The following is a 2,197-nucleotide window of genomic DNA, read 5'->3' on the forward strand; positions in this document are numbered from 1 at the left end:
GCGGGCGTGGCAGCGGGTTCCGCCGTCTTGGGGGTGGCGGTTTCGACCGGTGCAATATCCAGCGGCACGCGGATTACCGGCTTTGGCGTGGCGGGCTGCGCCGTCTGCGGGGTCGCGGTCGGTGCAGTCGTGCTTGGCTCAGGCACGGTCGGCGGGGTTTGCGGAGCCGGCGCCGCGACCGGCGGCGTCATCGTGACCGTCGGGATTTCCTGCGCAAATGCAACGGGGGTGGACAGGGCCAGGAACGCGGCAATCGCGCTCGTGGCAGGGCGGGAGAGGGCGATGTTTTTCGTCATAGTGAAGCTGAAACGAGCCACGGCCGGAAAGTGCTGCCGAAATCGCTACGGTTCCGGGATGAGCCGTGTGCTTCAAGCGATGCGGCGAAGATTCCGGTGCTGCCAGCCGCGAGTCTTTGACATTTTATTTGCCCAGCCTGTTGCTGGTCGGCGGTGGGGCGACGGTGATCGATGTCGACATGGAACGATCGCTCGTGACCGCGGCGCCGATGGCGCGCCGCGCTCTCGTCAATCGGCGACCCAGTTTCCGTGGAAGCCCGGAGGGATCCGGTGCGGCAGATGAACGACTGCTTGCGGCGATCCGATAAAATCTTCGGCGTTCAGGATGACGAGATCGGTGGTCTCGTCATTCATGTCGACCACAAGGCCGACAAGCCATCCGTCATCCTCGGCGCCCTGCGCATTTCTGGGGACAAAAACGAACTCTCCGGGATGCCGGTTCGGGCCGAAATCGTGGATGTCGGTCGTACCTTTCGCGAGGTCGTGGCGGAAAAGCCGCGTATCGGCGAGCGCCCATTCGGCAGATGGACCGTCGGGAATGGCGACCGCATAAGCATAGCGATAGGGCCGCGTCGTCAGCCGTTCGTCATAGCGCGGAAATTCCTGCGCATGATCATGGATCACCGTGCGTATCGTCGTGCCGGCCGCCGAGTCGATCGTCCAGCGTTCCATGCGCGACTTCTCGCTGTCGGGTCCGCGCTTTGAACTTGCGAACATCGTTTCGTGCGCGACGACATCGACGATCACCTTGCCATCGGCGGTTTCATAGGCGTTGGCGGGGTGAAAGACATAGCAGGGTTCGACCGGCACCCAGATGATTTCGTCGCCACGGCCCTTCCGGGGGAGGAGGCCGACGCGGGCTTGGTGCGCGTCGTTCCAGGCGTAGGGAAAGCTATAGCCGGCGAGCAGCATCTTCATCGAAAAGGTGACCGGCAGGTCGAAGACGAGAACGTAATTCCCGGTGATCGCGCAGTCGTGGATCGACGGGCCATCGCTCACCGCAATCGCTTCCTCGCGGATGACATGCCCCTGCCGGTCGAGGACGACGTGCCAGACCTTGTTCTGTTCGTCGCCGCGATAGGTGATCGCATGCGTTTCGCCGGTGAAGGGATCTTCGTGCGGGTGCGCCGTATAGCCCCCGATCAGCGTGCCGTCGAAGGGGTTGTGGGCGATCGTGTTCAATTCATAGCCGAGCTCGACCGGCTTCCCGCCCGCCTCGACGATCGCAAAGGTGCGCCCGGCCAGCCCGACGACATTGGTGTTCGGCGCGTCGTTGCGGCCTTCGCGCGGGCCGGGGGGCAGTTCTTCGCCAAGCACCTCGCATGCTTCGGTGCCGCGAACCCAGCGGTTGCGGTACCAGTCGGCCTTGCCGCCTTCGATACGGATGCCGTGGACCATGCCCGCGCCGGTGAACCAGTGGTAGCTCGCGGGATCGGGGGCGGCGGCGGGGTTCGGACCGTTGCGGAGATAGCGGCCCTTCAGTGCCGCCGGGATTTCACCGTCGACGCGCAGTTCTTCAAGCGTGAGCTCTTCGGTCATCGGTTTATGGATGCCGGTCAGGAACGGATGGGCATCGGTCGGGCGGGGAAGGCGCTTGCGATTGAAGTCGGCGACCTTGCCGATGCCCTTGACGACTGCGCTGCGGATCAGGGTTTCTACATTGCTAGCCATGTCGATGCTCCTTAAGCGGAAGTTGGCGAAAGTGCCGCGTGGCGCGGGGTTGCGCGGGCGACTCGTAATGTTTACAGTGGCAACATATGGCAAACAAAGATAACAGTGTCAACATAAAAGGCGGCGGCGCCAAGGCGTCGGGTGCCTATCATCATGGCGACCTGCGCGCGGCGGTGATCGCGGCGGGGCTGGGGCGGCTGGAGACGGGCGACGCCGAGCTGGGCCTGCGG

Annotated in this window: 1 protein-coding gene and 1 pseudogene; both read right to left on the bottom strand. The window is 64.1% G+C overall.

Annotated elements, in window-relative coordinates; all coding sequences use genetic code 11:
• A pseudogene (locus VN047_RS07370) lies at positions 1–296 on the bottom strand (hypothetical protein); the annotation flags it as partial.
• A gap of 228 nt (positions 297–524) precedes the next feature.
• Positions 525–1,967 carry a carotenoid oxygenase family protein gene (locus VN047_RS07375; protein WP_325541479.1) on the bottom strand — a complete coding sequence of 481 codons (1,443 nt, stop codon included), beginning with the start codon at positions 1,965–1,967 and terminating at the stop codon, positions 525–527.
• Positions 1,968–2,197: the final 230 nt, after the last annotated feature.

Source organism: Sphingopyxis sp. (assembly GCF_035565275.1).
In the GTDB taxonomy this organism is placed as follows: Bacteria; Pseudomonadota; Alphaproteobacteria; order Sphingomonadales; family Sphingomonadaceae; genus Sphingopyxis.

What these genes read in the sequence shown, in the direction of transcription:
- VN047_RS07375 (WP_325541479.1), bottom strand. Translation starts at nt 1,967, where the DNA reads ATGGCTAGCAATGTAGAAACCCTGATCCGCAGCGCAGTCGTCAAGGGC.